The organism is Mediterraneibacter sp. 210702-DFI.3.120 (assembly GCF_020561005.1).
Lineage (GTDB): Bacteria > Bacillota > Clostridia > Lachnospirales > Lachnospiraceae > Mediterraneibacter > Mediterraneibacter faecis.
Genome location: NZ_JAJCNG010000005.1, coordinates 30,254 through 55,094, shown reverse-complemented (window position 1 = coordinate 55,094; position 24,841 = coordinate 30,254). Strand labels below are relative to the sequence as shown.

Here is a 24,841-nt window from a genome sequence, read left to right as displayed (position 1 = left end):
GAATGGTAAATGTGAGATACATTACCACTCATCCTTTTTCTAATGACTTAATCAGTAAAATCTTATACAGCTTTCAGGAACTGTACGCTGTAAGCTGGCATTGTCAGCTGTCCGTTTAAAGTTACAGTTTCTGCTTCGTCTGTATTTACAAGCAGTTCTGTGAAAGTGCCCTGCAGTTCACCATTTCCGGCAGTAAATTCTGAATCACCGGCATTGATCGCAACGAGAACACGTTCATTATCAGTGCGGCGTTCAAAGATCAGCTGATGATTTGTAATGACAACATTTCGGTAAGAACCATTGCAAAGAGCATCACTGTTTCTGCGAACTTCAATCAATTCTTTGATGAAATCAGTCAGTTCATTCGGCTTCGGCTCTTCGAAGCATGGACGAAGTGCATAGTCATTATCCGGTGCTTTCACACCTTCCTCGCCCCATTCACTTCCATAATAGATACACGGAATACCCGGCATACCAAAGAGAAGACCGTAAGCAAGCGGAAGATGATTCTTGTTCGTCAGGATACTTGCGATACGTGTGACATCATGATTATCTACAAATGTCATCAAATGCTTTCCACGATAAATGCACCACTGCTCCGGTCCGAACTGGCGATTCAGAGAATGTGCGATCTCAAACAGATTCATGCAATTGAAGCTTGAAAAAATTCCTTTGTAGCATTCATAGTTTGTACAGCTGTGAAGCATCTCGTCGTTTACGATTAAGTTGTAGTCGCCGAAGAGAACCTCACCGATCAGTGCAAATCCCGGTTTCAGTTCCTCGCAGAAGCTGCGCAGACGGCGCATGAAATTATGATCCAGGCAATAAGCTACATCCAGACGCAGTCCGTCTATGCCGAACTCTTCAATCCACATCTTGACACAGTCAAGCAGATAGTCGACAACTGCAGGATTCTGCAGATTTAATTTAACAAGTTCAAAATGACCTTCCCATCCTTCATACCAGAAACCATCGTTATACGCACTGTTTCCGTCGAAGCTGATATGGAACCAGTCTTTATACGGAGAGTCCCATTTCTTCTCCTGCACATCCTTGAATGCCCAGAAGCCACGTCCAACATGATTGAATACTCCGTCCAGCATGATCTTTACATTGTTATCATGCAGCTTTTCACAGACTTCTTTAAAGTCTTCGTTCGTTCCAAGACGACAGTCGATCTTGCGGAAATCTCTTGTGTCATACCCATGGTTGTCTGATTCGAAAATCGGATTCAAGATGATTGAACCGATTCCAAGATCACCAAGATATTCTGCCCATTCACCAATTTTAAGAATCCGGTGTTCTGTTACTCCGTCATTATGTACCGGAGCACCGCAGAATCCAATCGGGTAGATTTGATAAAAAGTTTCATTGTAAGCCCACATAGTTGTTACCCACTTTCTTGATTCGGATTTTTATCGGATTTCGATAAAGAGTCAGAGATATAAAAATCTCTTAAAACCTATTTCTAATTATAACATAAGTTGAGCGGTTTGGTGAAAAAGTTTAAAGAGATAGAATTGCATTTACGAGAAATACAACGTATACTAAAATTATCGAAACAACAGGAAGATACTGGCCGGATGATACAGAAATATGGAAGATTCAAAGGAGGATATCATGGGAGAAGAGATATACCAGAAAGCACTGGAGTATGCGAAGAAGAAGCATGAAGGACAGTTTCGGATAGGTGGAGCTCCTTTTATTGTACATCCGATTGCAGTTGCAGAGATTCTTCGGCGGGATGGTAAGCAGGTTGAATATCGGGTTGCGGCAGTATTTCATGATCTTTTAGAGGATACAGATGCTTCAGAACAGGAGATTGTAGAAATCGGGGGAGAAGATGTCTTAAAAGCAGTGAAGCTGGTGACGAAGGAAAAAGAATATTGTATGGAGACCTATATTGCAGGGATTAAGACAAATTCTATGGCATATGCAGTGAAAGGGGCAGATCGTCTTCATAATCTGCAGAGCGCATTCTGTGCAAATGAGAAGTTTCGCAAGAAATACATCCGCGAGACGCTTGACTGGTATATGAAATTCAGACCGGAGATCCCGGAAGTTGTAGCAGAACTGATTGAAAGTTTGAATGATTGTGAAGAAAAGCAACAATTTCGTGAGGAAGTAAAAGTATTTTAAATAGATCAAAAAGATTAAGATTTTTTTAGAATACAAGGCTTATGTTGCGAAATGAAGGTTGAAATGGTATATTAAATTAGTATTCATGGGCTGTTAAGCGTAGAAATTGCGTTTGGCAGTGCCATTAGAAAGCGACAGATAGAAACATAGAGAATGATTTACAGGGAAGGAAACTAAAGAATATGAGTCAGCAGGAAAAAAGATCTCGGCGCAGGAGACCTTCTGATGAAAGAAATGATGTGCGAAGAAAGAAAAGACATTCCAATAGAAAAAATACATCTGACAGACATCGCCGAAGGAGAAAGGTGAAAAAGAGAGAGAATAAACTCAGCAGAACAATTGGATTAGTTCTGGCAATTGTTCAGCTTATTGCGACAGGGATTTTTATGGCAGGCATATTTAAATTGAATATGCTTCCGACAAAGTATGTTGTTGCAGCAACTGTAGCATTGGTGCTGTTTTGGGGAGTTATTCTGGCAAGCCAGTTCTTTTCCAAGAAAAATGCGATTACAGGAAAAATTATCAGCGTATTGATTACCGTATTGTTGATTTTTAGTTCGTATTATCTGTTCAAGGTAAGTGGAACGGTTTCCAAAATCTCTGGTGGAGAGTATAAACTAGATAAAGTAGTTGTATCTGTTATGGCAGATGATTCAGCAGAGGCAATCAAAGATGCAAAAAATTACACATTTGGTGTACAATATAAGATGAATGGAGATCAGATTAAACAGACTGTTCAGGCAATTAATGAAGAACTCGGAACGGAAATTAAGACAGAAGAGTATGATACATTGGCAGAACAGGCCGAGGCTCTTCATGATGGAAAAGTAGATGCGATTATTTATAATCAGGGATTTACAGGAGTTCTTGAAGAAGCATTTGAAGGGTATGAAGATAATACAAAAGTGATTTATTCCCATGACATTAAGACTGAGATAGAAGATACCTCATCTGATGTTGAAGTGAAAAATGATACATTCAGTGTATACATCAGTGGTATTGATGTTTATGGAGCAATTGAGACAAACAGCCGAAGTGATGTAAATATCATAGCAGAAGTCAATCCAACAACACACCAGATCCTGCTTGTAACCACACCGCGTGATTATTATGTCGAAATTCCTGAGGTTTCAGGTGGACAGAAAGATAAACTGACACATGCAGGAATCTATGGCGTGGATAAGTCTATGAAGACATTAGAGAAGTTATATGATACGAATCTTGATTTCTACGCGCGAGTAAACTTTACCTCCCTGATCACAATGGTAGATGCACTTGGTGGAGTAGATGTAGAATCTGAGTATGCCTTTACAACAAGTGAAGATTCAGGACTTGTGATGGATGTTGTACAGGGAACCAACCACTTTAACGGAAAACAGGCGTTAGCATTTTCGAGAGAGCGTCAGAATGTACCAGGAGGAGATAATCAGCGCGGTAAGGATCAGCAGGCGGTAATTACAGCAATGATCAAGAAGATGGTATCTCCGGCAATTTTGACAGGAGCAAATGGAATTCTTAATAGTGTAAGTGGAAATGTTGAAACAAATATGTCTGAAGCTCAGATTCAGGAATTGATTAAAACCCAGCTTTCTGAGAACCCGCAATGGACAATTACATCAATGGCAGCAGATGGAACAGGAGACACTCAGTATTGTTATTCTTATTCCGGTAAGCCTTTATATGTAATGCAACCAAATCAGGAGTCTGTAGACGCGATCAAAGAAGCTATGGATAAAGTGGAGAACGGAGAAACTCTGGAAGGCGGAACAGCAACAGAGTAATAGACAACGAGAGAAACCCGCAGGCAGAAATTTGTCTGCGGGAATCGTGATGTTATAGAGAAAAGATGATTAAGGAAAATGATATGAGTAAGACACGCCCATTATTTACAGTTGTAATGCCGGCATATGGAGTAGAAAAATATCTTGCCAAAGCGGTAGAGAGTATAGAATCCCAGACATTTCAGGAATGGGAATTAATTATCGTAGAGGATGGATCTCCGGATAAAACAGGAAGTCTGGCTGAGAAATTAAAAGAGAAGGATGCAAGAATCCGGGTGATACATCATGAACAGAATAAAGGGCTCAGTGAAGCAAGAAATACAGGGATTCAACATGCAGCCGGAAGATATATCTGGTTTATGGATCCGGATGATACAGTAGACATGGACCTTTTACAACAAGTGGCAGATTCTTTAGAAAAAAACAGAGCAAAACTTGTTGTTTTTGGACATCTTGAAGAATATTACAATGAAGATGGAAGCTTTGCTTATGCCCATGAGATCCGGCCAGAAGAAAAATATTTTACGGATATTGAAGAAATCCATAATTATATGATCCGATTGGAACAGGAGACGATTTATGGTTATGCGTGGAATAAAGTGTATGATCTGGACTATATCAAAGAAAATAAATTTCGCTATGAAACGGTCAGATTGATTGAGGATATCGTATTTAATATTAATTATTGTAATGATATTGATTCAATGAATTTATTGAATATTGCACCGTATCATTATGCGAAAAGAATGACAGGAAGTCTGACAACTAAGTTTGTACCGGATTATTATCCGCTTCACAGAAGACGTATTGAAATGTTACTGAATCAGCAGAGGTATTGGAGAGTAGATACGCCTCAACACTGCGCTATTCTTGGAGGACTGTATGGAAGATATATTCTTTCAGCCTTAGAAAGAAATTGCGATCATCAGTCAGGAATGAACTCAAAAGATCGAAAGCAATTTTGCAGGGAAGTATTCCGGGATCCGCTGTTTCAGCAGCTGCTTCCAAAAGCAGAAGCGAAGGACAGTAAGGCACTTAAGATTACTTTAAAATGTTTGAACACACATTCCACATTTTTGTGTACAGCACTTGGAAGAATGGTGCATATTGTGCGAACAGGAATGCCTGTGATTTATTCAAAGACGAAGTCGGAGAGATAGATCATAGAAAGAAATATCAAGCGGGAGAAAAATAATGTATAAAGTAGCAGTTATTACAATGGGAATTCGTCTGGATGATGAAAAAGGGTATACAAGATTTCGTTCTGTCTGTGAATTTCTCGCAGATGCTGGTTATCAGGTTGATCTGATTACAACAACCTTTCAGCATTGGGAAAAAGCACAGCGTGATCTGGAAAAAATTAAAAATGAAAAATACAAATTTGGGGTCAAGTTCATTTATGAGCCGGGATATAAGAAAAATATTGATCTACGTAGAATCTATAGTCATAGAATTGCAGCAAAGAACCTGATGAATCTTCTTGAGAAAGAGGGAGACTATGATCTTTTATATGCTGAGATTCCACCGAATGACGTAGCACTGGCGGCGGCAGAATATGCAAAGAAGAAAGGAATTCCGTTTGTTGCAGATGTGAATGATCTTTGGCCGGAAGCAATGAGGATGATAATAGATATTCCGGTGATAAGTGATATTATTTTTTATTCCCTGCTTCGAGATGCAGAGAAAGTTTACAGACTTGCAAGTGGAGTGATCGGTACATCGGATGAATACCGTGACCGCCCGTTTAAAAGACGGAACAGAGATATTCCGAGAGAAACAGTTTATGTGGGAAATGAACTGACGGTGTTCGATGCGGGAGCAGCACAGCGGACAGCTGAGATTGTAAAAGATAAAGAAGAATTCTGGGTATCGTACGCAGGAACGATCGGAACGAGTTATGATATCCGTACGATGGTTTTGGCAGGTGAAGAACTTGCAAAACGCGGTATGCCACAGATTAAGATAAAAATTCTTGGTGGTGGACCAATGAAAGAAGAATTGGAAGAACTTGCAAATTCAAGAAAGATATCAAATGTAGAATTTGTTGGATATGCACCTTATGATCTGATGGCAGCATATCTTAAGAAATCAGATATTCTGGTGAACTCTTTTGTTAAGAAGGCTCCGCAGAGCATTGTCACGAAGATCGGAGATTATCTGGCAGCAGGAAAACCAATGATCAATACCTGTATGAGTCCGGAATTCCGTGCGAAGGTGAAAAACGATGGCTTTGGTGTGAATATTATTCCGGAAGATGTAAATATTCTTGCGGATATGATTGAGAAGCTTTATAAAAATGAAGAAGCAAGAGTAAAAATGGGTGAAAAGGCACGCAAAATTGCGGAAGAGCAGTTTGACAGACCAAAGTCTTACCGAAAAATAGAAGAATTAATTCGAGGATTGATTGAGAAAAATCAGAACAGGAACTAGCAAGACAGATACTAATGAGATAGACACGAAGTGCAAAGGGGATCTAATGGACAAATTAAAACAGAACTATGAAGAAATATTAGAACTTGTATTTAAGATCAGTTATCTATGTCTGGCATTTGCGACATTTATTTCTATAATTTATATATCACCAATACAGCCAATCCTTGTGAAATTGACATTAGTGTTAGGATTATTTGTGATTTTGGTCCGTATTATAAACAGGAAGAAATATAGAAAAATGCCATGTCTGATCTTGATGATATTCTTTTGTCTGAGCTTTCTGCTTAGTACATTTATGAATAGACAGTATGGCATGACAGATAATCTGAAATGGATTCTCTGGACAGGAATTCAGTTTTTTGCATTATACGTATGTGATCTGGATCGTGACACGGAGAAGTACAGAAAAGAATTTAATATTCTTTCACACTTGATGATTATTGTAACGTCTGTATCTGCTGTAACAAGTCTTGTTATGATGGTTCAATCTTATTCGGAATATCTTACAACACCGGAGGGGGAATTCATTGTTACCGGGTATACCTGGGATAGATTATGGGGCGTATATACAGACCCTAATTATGGAGCGGTTTTTAGTGTGATAGGTTTTATTCTGGCTGTTTTATTCATATTTCAGCAGAAAGGAATAAAGAAACTTTTTTATGTAATTGCGGCATTACTTAATTTGGGATATGTAACCTATTCAGATTCAAGAACCGGTGAGATCGCTTTTGTTTTGTGTGGAGGATTTCTTTTATATTTTTGCCTGATTCATAGGAAGAGTGAAAACAAGAAGTATAGATATGTTAAAAATCTTTTGATCGTATTGTGTATTATGATTGTGTCAGTTGGAGGAATGCAGGTATTAAAGACAGAAAATACCAGGTATCAGACTGAAATGGCAAATAAAACTGCACAGAAGACTACAAAACCTCAGACTACAATTTCTACGAAAACGAAGAAAGGAAACAAGATTCAGACAGCAAGACATGAGAATATTGAAAAAGATGCTACCAATGGAAGAATCTCGTTATGGAAAAGTGCAGTAGAAGTCTGGCAGACAAGTCCTATATACGGAGCTGGGTATTCCACATTTATTTCATATGCAAAAGAACATGTGCCGGAGACATATGCTGTAAATAATGAAGTGGGTGATTATACGAGTATGCACAATGCATTTTTTAATACTTTGGCATTTCAGGGAATCCTTGGATTTGTTCTTTTCCTTTTGATCACATTTAGAATTATACAATATGTTTTAGTTCCGGTCTTTAAGAAATCGGACAGTGATAGTTTGTATCTTATCGCAATTCTTGCTGTGGCAGGAACAGTACTTATAAGTATGTTGCTTTTATTAGACGGAATCTATACGAATTCCCCAAGTGCTTTTGCGTTATGGGTGTTCAGTGGTTATCTGGTACAATATTCATATCAGGTTCGTAGAGAGGAAAAGGGATGAAAAAGCTTCTGGTAGGATTTATCATGGATGGAAAATCAGGAGGAATTGATAAATATCTTTTGAATTTCCTGACAAAAGTGTCAAATGAAGAGGTGAGGATCGATTTTCTCACGAACGAAATCGACGTAGAGTTACAGAAGGAATTAAAAAAATGCCATTCAAATTTATATGCCATTGCCAATTTGAAACATCCGGTGTCTCAATATCGGCAAGTGTGTAGAATTATGAAAGAGGGGCAGTATGATGCCGTTTATCTGAATATCTCAACAGCGATTGACTGTATTGCGGCAATTGCCGCAAAGCATTCGGGGGTGGAGAGAAGAATGATTCACAGTCATTCCAGTGGAAATGACTGTGAAAGTGCTTTAAAGAGAAATCTATTTAACGGGATTCATAAGTTCTGCCGCTTGTTTTTATATCGATACGGAACAGAATTTTATGGATGTTCTGTGAAAGCCGGCGAATGGTTATTTCCCAAAAAAATAGTGAATTCATCAAAATTCTGTGTAATTCATAATGCTGTGGATAGAGAAAAATATAAGTACAGTGTGCAGAAAAGAGAAGAAATCCGAGGGAGTATGGGGATAACTGACCAATTTGTAATCGGTCATGTGGGAAACTTCTGCTATCAGAAGAATCATTATTTTCTTCTAGATGTATTTGAAGAAGTTCATAAAAAAGATCCCAACACAGTTCTGCTTCTTGCAGGAGACGGAGTCAGATTTGAAAAAGTCAGACAAATAGTTGCTGAAAAGAATCTGGAAGATGTTGTAAAACTTCTTGGAAGACGAAGTGATACGGACTATCTGTATCAGGGAATGGACGCATTTTTACTACCTTCTAATTTTGAAGGACTTCCAATCGCAGGAATCGAGGCACAGTCAGCAGGTTTACCGTGTTTTATGAGTGATGAGATAACAAAAGAATCTAAAATAACGAAAGCGTGTTATTTTATTCCTCTAAAATCAGGCGCAAAATACTGGGCTGAGGAAATTTTAGACAACAGAATGGAAAGACAATCAGCAGAATTCCTTGATAATGCAGAACAGTATGATCTTGCAAATCAGGATCAGGAATTGAAGAGTTTGATTCGCTAAACTATAATTAGAAAAAGTGAACTGATCATTTTACTATATCATAATAGGAGCAAAATATGGAGCTTGTAAGTGTAATTGTACCTGTCTATAATGTGGAAAAATATCTTGCCAGATGTATTCAGAGTGTATGTGGGCAAAGCTATCAAGGATTAGAAATTATTCTTGTAGATGATGGTTCGAAAGATAAAAGTGGTGTGATCTGTGATGAATATGCAGAGCGGGATGGACGTATAAAAGTAATCCACAAGGAGAATGGCGGACTTGGAGATGCGAGAAACGCAGGCGTGGAAAAGGCAGAAGGAAAGTATCTCTTATTTGTTGACAGTGATGATAGAATCCATGAAAATCTTGTGCGTGATACAGTAGAGACAGCAGAAAAAAATCAGGCGGATATGGTTATCTTTGATTATATCGGAGAAGAGGAAAATGGAAATCTGACAGATCGGTTTACATTTCCTTTTTCAGCAAACCGGGTGATAGAGGTTGCAGAAGAAAAAGAATTGATCATGAGATCCTGTTCGGCTGTAAATAAGCTGATTCGCAGAGAGCTTTGGAAAGAAAGTGGCTTTCAATTTCCAAAGGGGAGATATTATGAAGACCTGGCAACGATTCCAAAAGTTATGACAAAGACGAAAAAGATCGTGTACTTGCCGGAAGTTTATTATTATTATCTTATGCGCGACGGATCAATTATGCACAGCAGGAATTTTGAAAAGAATTATGAAGATCGTACATGGGCGGTGAATCAACTTCTTGAATATTTTGAAAGAGAAAATCTTATAGAGACATATAGAAATGAACTGGAATATCTCGTATTTGAAAATACCTATTTCGTGCCATCAAAAGAAATCGTATTAAATGACAGAAAAAGCGAATATCTTAAGAAGTTCAGAGATTATGCATACAATAAATTTCCACAGATGAATAAGAATTATTATGTGCAGCAGATAGCAGGAAAAGATAAGATCCTCTTGAAACTATTACAGTATCGAATGTATGGAATGATGGTATTGATGTCTCAGTTGAGAAGAATGAAGGACAGACTGGCAGCAGTCAGCAGGAGGTAATGTGAGTGGAACTGGTAAGTGTAGTTGTACCGGTATATAAAGTAGAACAATATCTGGAACGTTGCGTGAAAAGCATCTGTGAACAGACGTATCAGGAACTGGAAATTATACTTGTAAATGATGGATCGCCGGATCGTTGCGGTGAAATGTGTGAAGAGCTGGCTCAAAAGGATAATAGAATTCAAGTGTTGCATAAACAGAATGGTGGATTAAGTGATGCACGAAATGCCGGCGTAAAACTGGCTACAGGGAAATATTTGCTATTTGTAGACAGTGATGATTACATAGCGAAAGATCTGGTTGAAAAAACAGTGACAGAAGCTGAAAAAATGGCATGCGATATGGTTCTTTTTGATTATTGTTGCGTGGAAAATGGGATAGAGGAAGTTCGGACAACACAGATTCCTGGTGGAAAAGTGATTTCTTTAGAGAAGGAACACCAATTACTGCTTGCACCACCGGCGGCCTGGGCAAAATTGTTCAACAGAGAATTTTACGTGAAAGCAGATTGTCCATTCCCAAAAGGATTATATTTTGAAGATCTGGCAACAACACCGATATTTTTCCTGAAAGCGGAAAGAATCAGTTATTTAAAAGAACCATTATATTATTATATTATTCGCGAAAATTCAATTATGACAGGGAAAAATCATGAGAAAAGCAGTCATGATAAAATGGAAGTAATAGATCATATATTGTCGGTATATCGTGAAAATGGAAAATACGAAACTTACCGCGAAGAATTAGAATATCTAGTTTTGGCAAATGCTTATTTTGAACCATCGAAAGAACTTGTACTTGAGGGAGACGATGGGACATATCTTCAGAAGTACAGAGATTATACAAAGTCAAGAATTGGGAATGTTAAGAATAATAAATACATAAATCAATGGAGTAGAAAAGATAAGCTTCATTTATGGATATTGAATTACAAACAGTATTGGCTGATGCGTCTTTTATCTAAAGCCAGAAGAATGGTATCAACAAAACTGTAAAAATCGGAAAGCAGGTAGAAAAGGTGGAAAAAATACTGACGGTCACAGTACCTTCCTATAATGTGGAAAAATTTTTAGAGAACACTCTGGACTCCTTTGTGGATGAGAGAGTGTTGGATGATATTGAAGTGCTTATTGTCGATGATGGTTCGAAAGATAAGACAGCAGAAATCGGAAGAAAGTATGAAGAAAAATATCCAGATACGTTTCGCGTGATCTCTAAGGAGAATGGAGGGCACGGTTCTACGATCAATAGAGGGATTGGTGAAGCAAAAGGAAAATACTTTAAGGTTGTAGACGGAGATGACTGGGTAGATCAGGATGGATTTGCAGAACTGATTCAAAGATTGAAAACATGCGATGCAGACTATGTATTTACTAATTATTATGAAGTGAATGACGTAACAGGCGAATTAAATCCGGTTACCTTTCCAGAAATCAGAAAAGAAGAACAGATGCCGTTTGAGATGATTGCAAATGAGACGAGAATCTCTATGCATGCGCTTGTTTTAAAAACATCAATTCTAAAAGAAAATCAGATTCGTTTAGACGAACATAGCTTCTATGTGGATGTAGAGTACATTTTGTATCCAATCCCGTATGTGAAAAATGTGATTTATTTTGATATTTTTGTTTATATGTATCGTCTTGCACAGGTGAATCAGAGTGTGAGCATGCTGGGATATCAGAAACATATGCAGAATCATATTGACGTTATTTTTCATGTACTTGATTATATTAATGCCTACAAAGAAAAAGCAGATTATGATAAATTAAAAGAATTGTATATGGCACGCAGAATAGCGGAAATGGTGCATGGACAGGTAGATGTGTTTATAAGCTTTGGTTCTGGAGATAAAGTAATACAGAAAAAATTTAAAGAATTTGATGCAGAAGTAAAAGAAAAAAATGCATATGTTTACGAAAAATCCGGAGAATTTAGCGGAATGCTTCGTCTCTTGAGAAAATCCGGATTTAGATTTTACTCGTTGATCGTCCGGTTGAGTAAGGTGCGAAATGGTTAAAGAAAGGTCGTAATATGAAGATTCACTCTGTTAAATTTAACTTTATCATGAATTTTATTATGTCAGCATCTTCAATTGTATTTCCACTGATTACATTTCCGTACATTTCAAGAGTCTTGATGGCAACCGGAAATGGTAAGGTGGCAACAGCGAGTGCTGTTATAACATACTTCAATATGTTTGCATCTTTGGGAATTCCAACCTATGGAATCCGGGCATGCGCAAAAGTAAGAGATGATAAAGAAAAATTGTCAAAAACAGTGCAGGAATTATTGATCATCAATTCAATTACGATGTTTTTAACCTGTATCGTTTTCGTAGTTACAGTAGCGTTAGTGCCGGAGTTTGCAGCAGAAAAAGAATTATATATTATTAACGGAATCGGAATGGTTCTAAATATGTTTGCTATCACATGGCTATATAACGCATTGGAGCAGTACGCGTATATTACGGTATGCAACATGGTTGTAAAACTATTATCACTGGTGTTGATGTTCCTTCTGGTACATAATCCGGAAGATTATATTGTCTATGGAGGAATTACTGTATTTGCGAGCTCTGCATCTTATGTGTTTAACTTTGTGTATGCAACAAAATTTGTTTCTTTTAAGAAAAGTGGGACATATGATTTTCGGATACATATAAAGCCGATTTTGCGTTTTTTTGCAATGGCAGCCGCAACCAGTGTTTATACGAATCTAGATGTTGTAATGCTTCGGTTCATGCAGGGGAATACAGAAGTTGGATACTATAATGCAGCAATTAAAGTAAAAACAATACTTGTTACGCTGATCACTTCTCTTGGAACAGTACTTTTGCCAAGGCTTTCTTATTATATTAAGAAAGAAAAAACAGAAGATTTTTACAGAATGATCGGGAAAGCAGTCAATTTTGTAGTTGTAGCAGGACTTCCATTGACCATTTATTTTATGCTGTATGCATCAGAATCGATTCAGTTTCTTGCAGGAGACGGGTATCAGTGCGCGGTACTTCCGATGATTATTCTGATGCCGACAGTACTTTTGATCGGTATGTCTAATATTACCGGGATTCAGATTCTTACGCCACAGAATCAGGAACAGAAGGTGTTAAATTCTATCGTGTGTGGTGCAGTTGCTGATTTCCTTCTGAATCTGGTTCTGATTCCGAAGATGGCATCATCCGGTGCAGCACTTGCTACTGTGATAGCTGAATTGGTGGTACTTCTGGTTCAATGTGTGTATTTGAAAGAGATATTAAAGGATATCATGCGCGATGTCAGTGGAGTGAAAATTGGAGCAGCGATTGTAGTGGCAACCATCGGTGGGAGTTTAGTGAAGGGCTTGCTTGATTTAGAATCATCTGGCTGGAGCATGGAGATACAGTCATTTGTAATGCTTGCAATCAGCGCATGCGTGTTCTTTGGGATTTATGGGGTTGTACTCCTTATGACAAAAGAAAAACTGGTCTGGGAGATTGTAGGGAACTATATCGAAAAGAAATAGGAACAATAGAGATCAGGAAACTGATTAAATAGAAAAAAAGAAGGTGAGAAGTATGGATAAGACGAAAAAAACAAGTTTGAAAAACTGTATCAGTAAGATCTGGAAATCGGAAACATTGTCTGCTATCACATTGAATCTTCTTTTTTTAGCTTCAATTTTAGTATTTTGTGATGTTAAATATGAAGTGTCAGATGATTTTGTGATGTCTGCGATTTTGTCAGGAGCTTATGGGGGGAGTTTAAATCCACATTTGATTTTTATCAATGTCCTGTGGGGATATCTGTTGACCCCATTCTATCTTATTTTACCAGAAATCAGTTGGTATCTTATTTTTCAGTTATTACTCTGTTTTCTTAGTTTTACAATACTTTCATATATGTTATTGAAAAAATTGAACAGATCAATGGCGCTTATGGTAATAACTTTATTATTGACTGTGTTTGGCAGTGATGCGTATATTCTTATGCAGTTCACCAAAACAGCAATGATAGCTGTCATGGCAGGCAGCCTTGTGTTTCTATGGGCGCTGTTTGAACAAAGATCGTTGCGGATAGAGATATCGGCGGCGATTTTGTGCGTAATTGGAACGTGGTTCAGGTTTAATATTATTTATCTCGCGGGCGGTTTCCTTTTATTTATTCTTATTGTAGAGATTGTCCGGGTGTGGAAAAATGAGACGGATCACAGACGTTTTTGGCTAAAGATGAGAAAAATTATCAGTGCGGGACTGCTGTTAATCTTAGTAGTAACAGGCTGCAAGTTATTTGATGATTATTCTTATAATAAGGATCTGGAATACAAATACTTCAAAGAATATAGCGAAGCAAGGGCTGCAATCGTAGATGCAAGTGATTATGGATATGAAGCATACGCGGAAGAACTTCAGAAAATCGGAATTTCAGAAAATGATTATAAGATGATGCGTAACTGGAATTTTGCAGATAATGAAGTCTTCTCTTTGGACATTATGCAGAAGGCCGCAGATATTATACAGGATTATAAAAAAAATGTAGAGATATCTAAGGAGGGAATAATAGAAGAGATACAGAACCGTGGTTTACAGGGATATCCTGTTTTCCTTGCCTGTGTGGTGCTTACAATATTAAGTATTGTTTTTCAGAGAAAAAATTGTTGGACAGCAATTGTGATATGGGGAATCGGATTTGCCTATATTTTATATTGCTTTTTGATTGAAAGAACCGTGTATCGAACGGAATATGCAGTGTTTTTAGGCGGATTTTTAACCCTCTTTTACTTTTGGGAAAAATTAGAATGTGAAAATAAAAGAGAATTTATTGAATATAGGAGAGTCTGTGTTATAATAAATACAGTATGTCTATTTTTGCAATTGCCACTTTATTTACCGGATCGATCCTATCAGGATGTAGATAGTTGGGGGCGCAAGGAATATATAGAGAATACATTTTATGAGTCATGGAACTATAAAGCGAGTAAATATCGTAAAATAGTCAATAAAGGGGCGAAGTCGGAAGAACTGATCAATGAGATAGAAACACATAAGGAAAATTTGTATTTACTGGATTTTCAGACAATGATGCAAGTGTTCTATTATGACTGGAATCCGTGGAAAGCAATTCCGACAGGAGAATTTGACAATGCTTTATATCTTGCAGGTGTAACAACAAATTTCCCGGATTGCAATCAGATATTACAAACATATGATGCCGAACAGCCATTAAAAGCATTAATAAATGAGAAGGTATATCTTGTGGATTCAGAGTGGAAAACTTTAGATCAAAAAGTGCAGTATTTGCAGGAACGGTATTATCCTGAAGCAAAGGCAGAATTATACAAAGAGTTAGATGGCTATCAAATATGGAAGTTTTCAAAGGAATGAGGAAAAAAGAGAATGATTAATTTTAATGTACCACCAATCGTCGGAACAGAGATCGATTATATCAGACAAGCAATTGAAAATCATAAAATCTGTGGTGATGGAGCATTTACAAAACAATGTTCTAAATGGATTGAAGAAAATACAGGAACAGCCAAGACACTGTTGACGACATCCTGTACACATGCTACAGAGATGGCAGCAATCCTTCTGGATATTAAACCAGGGGATGAGGTGATCATGCCGTCCTATACATTTGTATCAACAGCGGATGCGTTTGTATTAAGAGGTGCCAAGGCAGTATTTGTTGATATTCATCCGGAAACAATGAATATTGATGAGAGGCTGATTGAGAATGCGATTACGGAGAAGACAAAAGCAATCGTTCCGGTTCATTATGCCGGTGTAGCCTGTAAGATGGATGAGATTTGTGCAATTGCACAGAAATATGATCTGAAAGTTGTAGAGGATGCTGCACAGGGAGTTATGGCTTCCTATAAGGGAAAAGCACTTGGTACAATCGGTGATTACGGCTGCTTTAGCTTTCATGAAACAAAGAATTACAGCATGGGAGAAGGTGGAGCACTTCTGATTCGTGATCCGGAAGATATTGAACGCGCAGAAATCGTAAGAGAAAAAGGAACAAACAGAAGTAAATTTTTCCGTGGTCAGATTGATAAATATACATGGATGGATGCGGGTTCATCTTATCTTCCAAGTGAATTGAATGCAGCATATCTCTGGGCACAGCTTGAAAAAGCACAGGAGATTTATGATGATCGAATGAAAACATGGAACAGATATTATGAAGCTTTAAAGGAACTGGAAGAAGCAGGAAAGATTGAATTGCCGGTTATTCCTGAGGATTGCGTACATAATGCTCATATGTTCTATATCAAAGCGAGAGATCTGGAGGAACGTCAGAAACTGATTGGATACTTGAAAGAGAATGGTATTATTTCCGTATTCCATTATATTCCACTGCATACAGCTCCGGCAGGTATGAAATACGGAGAATTCCGTGGGGAAGATAAATATACGACGACTGAAAGCGAAAGACTTCTGCGTTTGCCGATGTATTATGGACTCGAAGCAGAAAATGTAGATTACATTGCGGAGAAAGTAAAAGCATTTTATAGTGGAAAGTAAAAGAACCGGTATAGTAAAAACAGAGGATAAAAGAATGAAGAGAAAATGTGTGATCTTTGGTACGACAGATTTTGGGAAAATGCTTCGATATTATTTTGAAAAATATGCAGACGTACAGATTGTGGCATATACGGTAGATAAAGCATATCTTAAAAGTGATACCTATGATGGTCTGCCGGCAGTGGCTTATGAAGAAGTTGAAAAAGCATATCCACCAACAGAATATACGATGGTTATTGCGCTTGGTTATAAGAAAATGAATCAGATTCGACAGCAGAAGTTTGAAGATGCGAAAAGAAAAGGATATAGGATCGAAAATTTTGTTCATCCGAGTGTAGTAGACGAGAGTGTTGCAATGGGCGAGGGGAATATTATTCTCGAACATGTTACATTGGCGTATGGAACAAAGATTGGAAATTCCAACATTATATGGAACGGAAGCCAGATTTCACATGAATCGCAGGTTGGAGATTATAATTTCTTTTCAGTGGATTCTGTTATCGCAGGAAAAACAGTTGTAAAGAATAATTGTTTTCTCGGAATTAACAGTACGGTACTTGGAAACAGGACGCTGGAATATGCAACACTGGTTGGGGCAGGTGCATTTGTCAAAGAGAATACAGAGCCATATAGTGTCTATGTTCCGGCACGCAGTATCTGTCTGGAAAATAAAAAAAGTACAGAGATGGCTTATACGAGATAAAGAGAAAGGAGTACACAGGTCGGATTTTAATACTTTAGAAAATCTGATCTGTGAAATGATTGAATGGATATTTCATTTGTAATTCCATGCTATTGTTCAGAAAAGAATCTGGAAGGCGTGATCAGCGAGATTGAAGCTGCAATGAAAAAAAGAGAAGGATTTGAATATGAGATTATTTTGGTCAATGACAATTCAAAAGATAATACAAAGGGATTGATCAATCGGCTTTCAAAAGAAAATGGAAGAATCATCGGAATCAATTTTGCTAAGAATTTCGGACAGCCAAACGCATTGCTGGCAGGGTTTAACCAGGCATCCGGAAAGTATATTATGACTTCAGATGATGATGGACAGACACCGGTAGGAATGGTATGGGATTTCTATGACAAGATGCAGGAAGGATATGATGTAGTCTGCGCAAAATATACAGAGACTACACAGAAATCGGCTGTTCGAAGATTTGGTACAAAAGTGAATGAATTTATGCTGTATCATATGATTGATAAGCCTAAAGAGATAGGATTATCATCTTTTTTTATGGCAAAAAGATTTGTAGTGAAAGAGATGGTCAAATATCAGAATCCATACCCTTACATTGCAGGACTTCTACTCAGAACATCAGGAAAGATAGGAAATGTTCATCTGAAACAGAGAGAAAGAGCAACAGGAAAGAGCGGCTATAATTTTAAGAAATTATTAAAACTGTGGATCAATGGATTTACAGCATTTTCAATTAAACCTTTACGAGTCGGAAGTGCACTTGGATTTATCAGTTCTGTATGCGGAGTGTTGCTAGGAATTATCTCATTAATAAGAAAACTGATTATACCTACAATTCAAGTGGGATATACATCGCAGATGGCTGTTACACTGTTTTTAGGAGGTCTGATCCTGGGCGTGCTTGGAATTATCGGAGAGTATACAGGAAGAATTTATATGTGTATCAATAATCAGCCACAGTATGTAATAGAGAGTATTGTAAAAGACGGAGAAGACCTGTTGTAAAAAAGGTTGTAGATTTAAAGGAAGGTCGGAGCGAATGATGAAAAGAGTAATGGTAATTGCAGGGGGAACATGGCAGGTTCCACTGATTAAGAAAGTAAAAAGTTTGGGATATGAAGTAGTGAATTCAAATCTTTATGAAGATTCTATTGGATTTAAGTACGCGGATTTTACAGGTGTAATGGATGTAAGAGACAAAGAGAAGAATCTGGCACTTGCAAAGGAATATAAGATTGATGCAGTGCTGACAGATCAGAGTGATATTGCTGTTCCAACAGTAGCTTATGTTGCAGAACAGATGGGGTGTCCTGGAATTGGTCATGAAATGGCAGAACTTTTTACAAACAAATTTAAAATGAGAGAGTATTGCCGGGAAAATAAATTTAAGTATCCGGAGTACAGATTATGTACAAATGTAGAAGAAGCAATCGAGTTCTACAGAGAATTGGGAAAAAAGGTGATTATCAAACCATTGGATTCCCAGTCCAGCCGTGGAATATTTACGATAGAATCCGAACAGGAATTGAGAGATCGATTCGCAGAGACGGAAGCCTTTACAAATAGTGGTGATTATGTGCTTGTGGAGAGATATATTGAAGGCACAGAATTTACAGTGGATGGTATTGTGATTGATGGAACACACCATACACTGGCGATCTCTCAGAAAGAACATTATTCTTATAACAGAAATATAGCCTCAAAGTTGTTTTTTACGAACTACAATGAGACATTTGATTATGACCTGCTCAGAAAAACAAATGACGAGCTGATCAGCGGAACAGGAATTAAATATGCAATCACACATTCCGAATACAAGTTCGAAGATGGAGATTATTATCTGATTGAGATGGCGGCACGTGGAGGTGGAAGCAGAATTGCTTCTGATATTGTTCCATTTATGTCAGGGGTAGACAACTATCAGCTGCTGATCAATGCAGCACTTGGCAAGACTCCATCTGTGGAAGAACTGCATATATCAGATGCGGAGAAAATGAAAGAAAGAGCAGCAGTTCTGGAATTTCTGGATATCGAATCAGAAGGAAAGAAGATTACCAAAATTGAAGGTGTTGAGCAGATTAATGCAATTCCGGAAATTTTACAGCTTCAGCTTGAATTTAAAGAAGGCGATATTATAGAGAAGGCACAGGATGATCGTTCCAGAGTAGGATTTTTTATTGCACGTGCAGAATCAAAAGAGAGAATTGAAGAAATTGAAAAAGAAGTAAAGAATACATTGAAAGTATCTTTCGAATCATAGGAGAAAACATGGATATTAAGAACGAAATCATAAGAAAAATCAGAATGAATCGAATTTCTACAACAGAAGTGGCAGACTGTCTGGGGAAAACAGGCGTATTTAAAGATTCTCATGCGGTGAACAGAGGGCATTTTGCGGTGGGAAATGTAAAATGGATCTACGCATTGGATGAATCAAACTGGAGCATACATGAACAGATCCGTGAAGTGCAGGCCGGAGATGTTGTAATGATCGAAGCTTTTAACTGTGGTGACCGTGCAATTATCGGAGAGCTTGTAACAAAGTTTGCAGTACTGTATCGAGAGGCAGTTGCGATTATATCAAATGCCAATATGAGAGATGCAAATGATATTATTAAGCAGAATTATCCGATGTGGTGTAAAGGATTTAGTCCGGTGGGATGTTTTAATAAATACATTGAACAACCGTTAGACAGTGTAATTGAAAAAGAACACAGAGATAAATATGAAGGAAGTATTGCTGTATGCGATGATACCGGAGTCGTAATTATTCCGAAAGAACAACATACGGAAGAGTTCTTAAAGAAATTGGAAAATATTGAAAATCAGGAAGATATCTGGTTTGAGTATCTTGATAAATATAAATGGGATACATATGATATTGTGTGTTTAAAAAAATACTTAAATGATTAATAGAGTATAAGGATGAAAGAGGATGAATAAAGAACAGTTGTTAAGTAAAAAGGAGCAGTTGTTAAGTAAGAAGGAACAAATTGAAAAAATTGCGAAGATTGTGTTGATCGCAGGAATTTTTCTCTATCCATTTCTTTGCAGCTTCTTTGGCATTGACCTGGGTGATACTGGGATTCATATGTTTAACTATGAAAATATATATAGCAATCCGGATAAAGTTGGTTTTACCTGCTATCTGACAAATGTACTTGCATGGGGATGGCTTCAGATATTTGGTGGATTAGGAATCTGGGGATTAAATCTTCTGGAAGTAATTGTGGAAATGGTTATGGCATTCGCTGTCTATAAGGTATTTCATAAATATTTGGGTGATTTACAGACATTATTCGGAATTCTTATTGCAATTATGGCATCAGATACATATTTGAATATTTTCAATTATCACCAGTTCAATGTATTTTTCCTGATTCTTATTCTTGGATTTGAATTTAAGGCTGTAGTTGAGAAGAAGTTTAAATATAGTTTTGTCGCAGGAATTTTCCTGACATTGGTTGTATTTTCCAGAATGGGTAGTATAACAGCATTGGTTACATGCTTTATCTATGTTTTCTCTTATTTATATAACAATGAAGATGTGAAATATTTTATGAAGCATCTGGGAGTCTTTGCGGGAGGAGTAGCAGCAACGTTCGGAGTTCTGGCAGCATTTCTGGCAATTACAGGTCAGGTTGAATATTTTATCAATAATATTTTTCGATTATCTGGTATTGCATCTACGGCCGGAAGCGGTTACAGCATGGAAAATCTCTGGTCTACCTTTATATTTGGAAATCTTGATGCAATTGCTTCAGGCGTTATTTATCTTGCTGCTTCTATGATTCTTCTCTTAGGAATGAATATTTTGTTTTCATTAAAAGGAATTCATCCGAAGAAAATAATCCTGAATATTGCATTCAGCGCAGTAGTGATTGGAATTGCTGTTTATATGTTGGTTTATGCATATAATGTAAATACAGTACCAAACTGGCCGCAGATGACAACAGGTCCGTCCTTTTTTATAGGTATATTGTATGTAGTAACTTTTTGCTATGTATTTTTTAACATGTATAGTAAGAATGGAAATCCAGATCTGATTATTCTTGGAATCTGTGCCATTATGCTTCCACTTCTGACAATTGCAGGTTCTAATACAGGAACAAAACACGTGATTCTTGCATTTTGGATCATTGCTCCATTTGCAGTATCCGCCGTTTGCAGGTTTGTTTTCAGTAAAGCCGCACTTGAAGCAGTTAATGCAATGACAGAAAAATATGGATTGAAAATCCGACATGGTGCAGTTTTAGCCTGTACAGGGATTATTCTTGTCTGCATGGGAGTGAAATTTGTAGACATGCTTTATTGCACAATGAATTTTGACAGTGTGGATAGAAGTTCACTTCGATATTCTGTTAACAGTGATAAATTAAAATATATGAAGACAACAGAGAGAGAAGCAGATGCTGTCAATGGTGTTCTGGATTGCATAAATCATTTAGATGAGGAGAAAGAACGTCCATTAATGGTATTTGGCGGAGCTATTTTGATGTATTCATTGAATGAAATGGAATCTTATGTACAGCCATGGGTTACCAATCCGAATTATACAGAAGAGAAACTGAAAGAAGACCTGAAACTTGCAAAAGAGAACTGGGAAGAGAAACCGGTTGTTATATTCTGCAGAACAAACAATTATTATGGGTTTGAGGAATATAATTACGATGTTTTGATTGAAAGTGAATTATATAATCAGTACAATGGAAAAAAAGATTGGTTTATGAAATTCCTGCACAGAAATGATTATCGCCTGGAATATGCAAATGATTACTATATTGTACTTGCTCCGGGAGATATGACAAAATCCGAAGATTATGATTATAACTGGTATATTGTAGGAGAATGAAGCAGTCAGGCAGCATGACAACATCGGAGTAGACAGGGAAAGGTTGAAGAAAGTATGAAGAATAAGGGAGTTAAACGTGTACTTGCAATGGCGGTTGCTACAGTTCTGGTTTTGGAAACATTACCTTCTGTTACTGTATTTGCAGAAGAAACAGAAAGTACATCAGTACAAGAAGATTTAACAGAGCCACAGCAGGCACAACGAGAAGACAGAAGCAACAGCTGGAGATACAAAGATGGAACCCCAATTTTGTCTGATACAGCAGAATATCTGCGAAGTTCTTCGGATGCGTGGTATGAAGAAGACGGGAAATTCTATAATGACCAGGGAGAAGAAATCACAGGAGCTGTTGCCAAAGGAATTGATGTAAGTAAGTGGAATGGAGACATTGACTGGGCAAAAGTAAAGGCAACAGATGTAGATTATGCAATTATACGTTGTGGATATGGAGATGATGAGACAAGTCAGGATGATCCATATTGGAAGACAAATGCAGATGCATGTACAAAAGAAGGAATTCCTTTTGGTACTTATATTTATTCTTATGCAGACAGTGTGACAGCAGCAAAAAGCGAAGCCAATCATGTACTTCGTCTGATCAAAGGATATAATCTTTCTTATCCGATTTACTATGATCTGGAAGAAAATAGTGTGAGGGAAAAACTGAGCACAAAAGAGATCGCAGAAGTTGCACAGACATTCTGCAGTATCATAGAAGATGCAGGATATGATGTGGCAGTATATGCGAATAAAGACTGGTTTACAAATTATCTGACAGATTCTTATTTTGATACAGTTGACCATTGGGTTGCACAGTACAATTCTACCTGTACTTACCAGGGAGAGTATTCAATGTGGCAATGCACAGATTCAGGTACGGTTGATGGAATTGATGGGAAAGTAGATCTGAACATGGATTTCGGTGCAGAAACTACAAATAAAAAACCGGAAGCAGTTCAGAATTTAAAAGCTTCTTCCAAGATAGGTGCGGTGAATCTGTCATGGTCAGAAGTGAAGAGGGCAGATGGATATTTAGTCTATGGAATCCGTGGTGGCGGGAAGTATGGTTATATTGGGATGACGAGCAAGACTTCCTTCTCGGATACAAAAGCATTGACGAGTGATTATAATTTTTATTGGGTATTTGCTTATCGTAAAGATTCAGAAGGAAATATGCTCGCCGGAAATGCGCCGGAAAAATATGTTTATGGAAAAGCTCAGAAATGTGAAGCAGTAACAGACCTGAAAGCATATTCTGTCAGTGGAGGGGTAAAGTTGACCTGGACAAAATCAGAAGGTGCGGAAGGTTATCTTGTCCATGGAATTCGAGGAGAAGGAAGTTACGGATATATTGGCATGACAACAACAGGAACAACGTTTACAGATAAAAATGCATTAAGAGATGAGTATAATTTTTACTGGGTATTCCCATATCATACAGACGGTAATGGAAATAAAGTAGCGGGCGGTACAGCACACTATGTATATGGAAGAGCAGGATTATGATAAAAAAGATTCTATTTGGCAGTAAGGACAAAATGAAGTCGGCGTACTTATGGAATACATGTGCAGCAATGCTGAATGCATTCCAGACAGTATTTATACTGATGCTTATATCCCGCATTGATCCGGTGATCGATGCGGGCGTATTTACAATTGCATTTGCGATAGGAAATCTTATGATGGCGATAGGAAAATATGGAATACGCCAGTTTCAAGTGTCAGATGTCGAAGAAAAATATAGTTTTAAAGAATATACAGCTGCGAGAATCATAACGAGTATAATTATGATTGCTGCATCTTTTGTTTATGTCGGAGTGAATCTTGCATCAGGATTGTATAACTCTTCGAAATCTATAGTTATAATTCTAATCTGTCTGGCAAAAGTGATCGATGCGGTAGAAGATGTGATTCATGGAATGTTCCAGCAATATCTTCGCCTGGATGTGGCCGGAAAGATCCTGTCTATCAGAATGTGTACTTATATTTTTGTATATTTAGTATGTTATTATTTCAGCAAAAACCTTATCCTGACATCTGCAGTGGCTTTGCTTGTATCATTTATTCAGTTCGTGATATTGAATTATACGGCAATAAGAGGCTTTGAAATAAAAAAGAAAACATTTGAAATTAAAAATGTTAAAAATATATTTGTAGAATGTTTTCCGCTTTTTATAGCATCTTATTTGGTGATTTACATTGGAAATGCACCGAAATATGCGATTGATAAGGTGATGTCAAGTGAAGCGCAGGCATGTTTCACCTACATTTTCATGCCGGTCTTTGTGATAAGTCTTTTGAGTCAGTTTGTCTATCAGCCGGTAATCAGCAAAATGGCTCTTTTATGGCATGAGAAAAAGATCAGTCAGTTCAATAAGCTGATCTTACGACAGATTGCTTTGATCCTGTTGCTTTCTGTGGCTGCGATCATAGGGGGATATTTACTTGGAATTCCAGTCTTATCATTGATTTACGGCGTGGATCTGACAGATTATAAGAAATCACTTGTGATTTTGCTAATTGGAGGAGGCGCACTTGCAATTGTTAATTTCCTTCAGATGATCATTACTGTCGCAAGAAAACAAAAACTGCTGAATATAGGATATCTGTTAGCTTTTTTATTGTTTGTTTTTGGTGGAAAAACAATCACAGAAAAGCATGGAATGATTGGAATATCAGTTTTTTACACAGCAGTAGTCATGATCCTCGGAGCGGTATTTATCGTGTTGACGATAGGGATTATCAAAGGATATGCAAACAGCGATGGAAAAACAGTTGCAGAGAAAAAACAATAAATCTCCA

20 protein-coding genes are annotated in these 24,841 nt (G+C 37.5%); 19 read left to right on the top strand and 1 reads right to left on the bottom strand.

Annotated features, from left to right (window positions below; all coding sequences use genetic code 11):
• Positions 1-62 precede the first annotated feature (62 nt).
• A complete protein-coding gene (locus LI162_RS04280; protein WP_020437280.1) occupies positions 63-1,385 on the bottom strand; it encodes an alpha-amylase family glycosyl hydrolase in 1,323 nt (440 codons plus the stop codon).
• Between the two features lie 235 nt (positions 1,386-1,620).
• Here LI162_RS04280 and LI162_RS04275 point away from each other — a divergent pair, with 235 nt between their 5' ends.
• The 19 genes from LI162_RS04275 to LI162_RS04185 all read left to right on the top strand — a co-directional run bounded on the left by LI162_RS04275 (position 1,621) and on the right by LI162_RS04185 (position 24,834).
• Positions 1,621-2,139, top strand: a complete 519-nt coding sequence (locus LI162_RS04275; protein WP_227155835.1) for an HD domain-containing protein — start codon at positions 1,621-1,623, stop codon at positions 2,137-2,139.
• Positions 2,140-2,444: 305 nt separating this feature from the next.
• Complete coding sequence (locus tag LI162_RS04270) at positions 2,445-3,920, top strand: LCP family protein (protein WP_331470789.1); 1,476 nt, start codon at positions 2,445-2,447, stop codon at positions 3,918-3,920.
• A gap of 83 nt (positions 3,921-4,003) precedes the next feature.
• The gene (locus LI162_RS04265; protein WP_020437277.1) at positions 4,004-5,080 is read left to right on the top strand and encodes a glycosyltransferase family 2 protein; all 1,077 of its coding nucleotides are present in this window, start codon (positions 4,004-4,006) and stop codon (positions 5,078-5,080) included.
• Positions 5,081-5,114: 34 nt separating this feature from the next.
• On the top strand, positions 5,115-6,350 hold the full coding sequence (locus tag LI162_RS04260; RefSeq protein WP_020437276.1) for a glycosyltransferase family 4 protein: 1,236 nt from the start codon (positions 5,115-5,117) through the stop codon (positions 6,348-6,350).
• Positions 6,351-6,396: 46 nt separating this feature from the next.
• Positions 6,397-7,812 (top strand): O-antigen ligase family protein, encoded by a 1,416-nt coding sequence (locus LI162_RS04255; protein WP_055147691.1) that lies wholly within the window; start codon positions 6,397-6,399, stop codon positions 7,810-7,812.
• On the top strand, positions 7,809-8,909 hold the full coding sequence (locus tag LI162_RS04250) for a glycosyltransferase (RefSeq protein ID WP_227155831.1): 1,101 nt from the start codon (positions 7,809-7,811) through the stop codon (positions 8,907-8,909). The genes LI162_RS04255 and LI162_RS04250 overlap by 4 nt, the downstream gene beginning before the upstream one ends.
• A gap of 56 nt (positions 8,910-8,965) precedes the next feature.
• Positions 8,966-9,976 (top strand): glycosyltransferase family 2 protein, encoded by a 1,011-nt coding sequence (locus tag LI162_RS04245; protein ID WP_227155829.1) that lies wholly within the window; start codon positions 8,966-8,968, stop codon positions 9,974-9,976.
• A gap of 5 nt (positions 9,977-9,981) precedes the next feature.
• Positions 9,982-10,971, top strand: coding sequence for a glycosyltransferase family 2 protein (locus LI162_RS04240; RefSeq protein ID WP_227155827.1), 990 nt, complete (start codon positions 9,982-9,984; stop codon positions 10,969-10,971).
• 23 nt (positions 10,972-10,994) lie between these two features.
• The gene (locus tag LI162_RS04235) at positions 10,995-11,996 is read left to right on the top strand and encodes a glycosyltransferase family 2 protein (RefSeq protein WP_227155825.1); all 1,002 of its coding nucleotides are present in this window, start codon (positions 10,995-10,997) and stop codon (positions 11,994-11,996) included.
• 14 nt (positions 11,997-12,010) lie between these two features.
• Positions 12,011-13,480: a flippase gene (locus LI162_RS04230; protein WP_227155823.1), complete on the top strand. Its 1,470-nt coding sequence runs from the start codon at positions 12,011-12,013 to the stop codon at positions 13,478-13,480.
• Positions 13,481-13,892: 412 nt separating this feature from the next.
• The gene (locus tag LI162_RS04225) at positions 13,893-15,338 is read left to right on the top strand and encodes a hypothetical protein (RefSeq protein ID WP_227155821.1); all 1,446 of its coding nucleotides are present in this window, start codon (positions 13,893-13,895) and stop codon (positions 15,336-15,338) included.
• 12 nt (positions 15,339-15,350) lie between these two features.
• Positions 15,351-16,484, top strand: coding sequence for a dTDP-4-amino-4,6-dideoxygalactose transaminase (rffA, locus tag LI162_RS04220; protein WP_227155819.1), 1,134 nt, complete (start codon positions 15,351-15,353; stop codon positions 16,482-16,484).
• A 34-nt stretch (positions 16,485-16,518) separates the two neighbouring features.
• On the top strand, positions 16,519-17,187 hold the full coding sequence (locus tag LI162_RS04215; RefSeq protein ID WP_227155817.1) for an acetyltransferase: 669 nt from the start codon (positions 16,519-16,521) through the stop codon (positions 17,185-17,187).
• 63 nt (positions 17,188-17,250) lie between these two features.
• Entirely contained in the window at positions 17,251-18,192 is a 942-nt protein-coding gene (locus LI162_RS04210) for a glycosyltransferase family 2 protein (RefSeq protein WP_020437266.1), read from the top strand.
• Between the two features lie 34 nt (positions 18,193-18,226).
• Complete coding sequence (locus LI162_RS04205) at positions 18,227-19,447, top strand: ATP-grasp domain-containing protein (protein ID WP_118174342.1); 1,221 nt, start codon at positions 18,227-18,229, stop codon at positions 19,445-19,447.
• An 8-nt stretch (positions 19,448-19,455) separates the two neighbouring features.
• Positions 19,456-20,100, top strand: a complete 645-nt coding sequence (locus tag LI162_RS04200; RefSeq protein WP_055147718.1) for an RraA family protein — start codon at positions 19,456-19,458, stop codon at positions 20,098-20,100.
• A 22-nt stretch (positions 20,101-20,122) separates the two neighbouring features.
• Positions 20,123-22,039, top strand: a complete 1,917-nt coding sequence (locus LI162_RS04195; protein ID WP_196021286.1) for a glycosyltransferase family 39 protein — start codon at positions 20,123-20,125, stop codon at positions 22,037-22,039.
• 54 nt (positions 22,040-22,093) lie between these two features.
• Complete coding sequence (locus tag LI162_RS04190; protein ID WP_227155815.1) at positions 22,094-23,545, top strand: GH25 family lysozyme; 1,452 nt, start codon at positions 22,094-22,096, stop codon at positions 23,543-23,545.
• Entirely contained in the window at positions 23,542-24,834 is a 1,293-nt protein-coding gene (locus tag LI162_RS04185) for a lipopolysaccharide biosynthesis protein (RefSeq protein ID WP_196021290.1), read from the top strand. Before LI162_RS04190 ends, LI162_RS04185 begins: the two co-directional genes overlap by 4 nt.
• Positions 24,835-24,841: the final 7 nt, after the last annotated feature.

What these genes read in the sequence shown, in the direction of transcription:
- LI162_RS04280 (WP_020437280.1), bottom strand. Translation starts at nt 1,385, where the DNA reads ATGTGGGCTTACAATGAAACTTTTTATCAAATCTACCCGATTGGATTC.
- LI162_RS04275 (WP_227155835.1), top strand. Translation starts at nt 1,621, where the DNA reads ATGGGAGAAGAGATATACCAGAAAGCACTGGAGTATGCGAAGAAGAAG.
- LI162_RS04265 (WP_020437277.1), top strand. Translation starts at nt 4,004, where the DNA reads ATGAGTAAGACACGCCCATTATTTACAGTTGTAATGCCGGCATATGGA.
- LI162_RS04260 (WP_020437276.1), top strand. Translation starts at nt 5,115, where the DNA reads ATGTATAAAGTAGCAGTTATTACAATGGGAATTCGTCTGGATGATGAA.
- LI162_RS04255 (WP_055147691.1), top strand. Translation starts at nt 6,397, where the DNA reads ATGGACAAATTAAAACAGAACTATGAAGAAATATTAGAACTTGTATTT.
- LI162_RS04250 (WP_227155831.1), top strand. Translation starts at nt 7,809, where the DNA reads ATGAAAAAGCTTCTGGTAGGATTTATCATGGATGGAAAATCAGGAGGA.
- LI162_RS04245 (WP_227155829.1), top strand. Translation starts at nt 8,966, where the DNA reads ATGGAGCTTGTAAGTGTAATTGTACCTGTCTATAATGTGGAAAAATAT.
- LI162_RS04230 (WP_227155823.1), top strand. Translation starts at nt 12,011, where the DNA reads ATGAAGATTCACTCTGTTAAATTTAACTTTATCATGAATTTTATTATG.
- LI162_RS04225 (WP_227155821.1), top strand. Translation starts at nt 13,893, where the DNA reads ATGGTAATAACTTTATTATTGACTGTGTTTGGCAGTGATGCGTATATT.
- rffA (WP_227155819.1), top strand. Translation starts at nt 15,351, where the DNA reads ATGATTAATTTTAATGTACCACCAATCGTCGGAACAGAGATCGATTAT.
- LI162_RS04215 (WP_227155817.1), top strand. Translation starts at nt 16,519, where the DNA reads ATGAAGAGAAAATGTGTGATCTTTGGTACGACAGATTTTGGGAAAATG.
- LI162_RS04210 (WP_020437266.1), top strand. Translation starts at nt 17,251, where the DNA reads ATGGATATTTCATTTGTAATTCCATGCTATTGTTCAGAAAAGAATCTG.
- LI162_RS04205 (WP_118174342.1), top strand. Translation starts at nt 18,227, where the DNA reads ATGATGAAAAGAGTAATGGTAATTGCAGGGGGAACATGGCAGGTTCCA.
- LI162_RS04200 (WP_055147718.1), top strand. Translation starts at nt 19,456, where the DNA reads ATGGATATTAAGAACGAAATCATAAGAAAAATCAGAATGAATCGAATT.
- LI162_RS04195 (WP_196021286.1), top strand. Translation starts at nt 20,123, where the DNA reads ATGAATAAAGAACAGTTGTTAAGTAAAAAGGAGCAGTTGTTAAGTAAG.
- LI162_RS04190 (WP_227155815.1), top strand. Translation starts at nt 22,094, where the DNA reads ATGAAGAATAAGGGAGTTAAACGTGTACTTGCAATGGCGGTTGCTACA.
- LI162_RS04185 (WP_196021290.1), top strand. Translation starts at nt 23,542, where the DNA reads ATGATAAAAAAGATTCTATTTGGCAGTAAGGACAAAATGAAGTCGGCG.